Below are 1472 nucleotides of genomic sequence, written 5' to 3'. Positions count from 1 at the left end.
TCGGTGCTGGACTGGGTCATGAAAACCGAAGGGTTAAGCCTGCGCCATGCCGTGGAACGCTTGCGGGCGGTGCTGGGGCATAATCCGGCAGTGGAGCCATTGATACAGCCGGAAGAACTGACCAGTGAGGCCATCGGGCAACAAACGTTGCTGTCACGGGTGGTCGCGTTTTATCACCATACCCTGCTCAATGCCCCGGAAGCCCAGGCCTATCTGTCCAAGCGGCGGCTCAATCATCCTGAACTGGTCGCCCACTTTAAGCTGGGCTTTGCCAACCGGACACTGGCTTACCGCCTGCCCCCGAAAAAAGTCAAAGCGGGCGAGGAGATCCGCCGCCGCCTGCGGGCTATCGGGGTGTTGCGGGAGAACGGACGGGAACATCTGCGCGGCTCACTGGTTGTACCGGTGATGGATGCTCAAGGCCAAATCCATGAGCTGTACGGGCGCAAAATCGGCGGCGACCAGCGCCAGTCCATTATCCGCCATCTGTACCTGCCGGGCGCGCACAAAGGCGTCTGGAATGCCGCGGCGCTGGGGGCATCCAAATCGCTGATCCTGTGTGAATCGCTGATTGATGCGATGTCGTTCTGGGTGACCGGCCACCGTAATGTCACGGCCGCTTACGGGGTGAATGGCGTCATTGCTGACCACTGGCTGGCGTTCGAACAGCACGGCATTAAGCAAATCCTGATTGCCTTTGATAATGATACGGCGGGCAATGAGGCCGCGGTCAAACTGGCGGCAGCACTGGTTGCCAAAGGGATTACCCCCTTGCGCGTGGTGTTCCCGCCGGAGAGGGATGCGAACGGCTATCTGTGCCAGATGGCGGAACCGGAATCGGCCTTTGCCCTGTTGCTTGAGGGCGCAGTGCCGATGCAGGAAGCGGCGGACATGGTGGCACTTGAGCGTCAGACAGTGGAGCCAGACACGGCACCAGAACCCGCTTCTTCTTTAGCCGCTGAACCTGCGCCCAGCGTGACACCGGGCGTGGTCTGTGAATCCGGTGATAATGGCGAGCTGCTTATCTCGGTCGGCACACTGCAATGGTGTCTGCGCGGCATGGGCGCCATCAAGGCAGGCGCTGTCGTGATGAAACTGAATGTACAGGTGCTGGACAGGCAAAGCGGCGTGTTATTCGCCGATGGGGTTGACCTGATGAGTGCCCGCAGCCGGAACAGTTATGCGCGACTGGCGGCCGCTGAGCTGGGGTTGGGGGAAGCGGCGCTGCGGCGTGCGCTGGGGCAGGTGTTGCTGGCTGCCGAACAGGGGCAACAACAGGCGGCAGCGGGGACTGAGAACGTGCCGGCGCTGGGGATCGCAGAACGGGAAGCAGCACTGGCCTTACTGCAAGATCCCTACCTGACAACGCGGGTGACGACCGACTTAGCCGCCTGTGGCGTGGTCGGTGAATCCACTAACTTACTGGCCGGCTTTTTGGCGGCCGTGAGTCGCAAACTGCCCAAACCCTTAGC

At 61.3% G+C, this 1472-nt stretch carries 1 protein-coding gene; it reads left to right on the top strand.

The genetic code is table 11. The features are described 5' to 3' along the window. A partial coding sequence (locus IQ211_RS19185; RefSeq protein WP_193836472.1) for a toprim domain-containing protein occupies positions 1 to 1472 on the top strand: 1472 nt, incomplete at both ends.

Origin of the sequence: Xenorhabdus griffiniae, from assembly GCF_015163655.1 — a bacterium.
Classification (GTDB): domain Bacteria; phylum Pseudomonadota; class Gammaproteobacteria; order Enterobacterales; family Enterobacteriaceae; genus Xenorhabdus; species Xenorhabdus griffiniae.
Note: the sequence above shows the minus strand (reverse complement) of the source record. Positions and strands in the feature narration are given on the sequence as shown.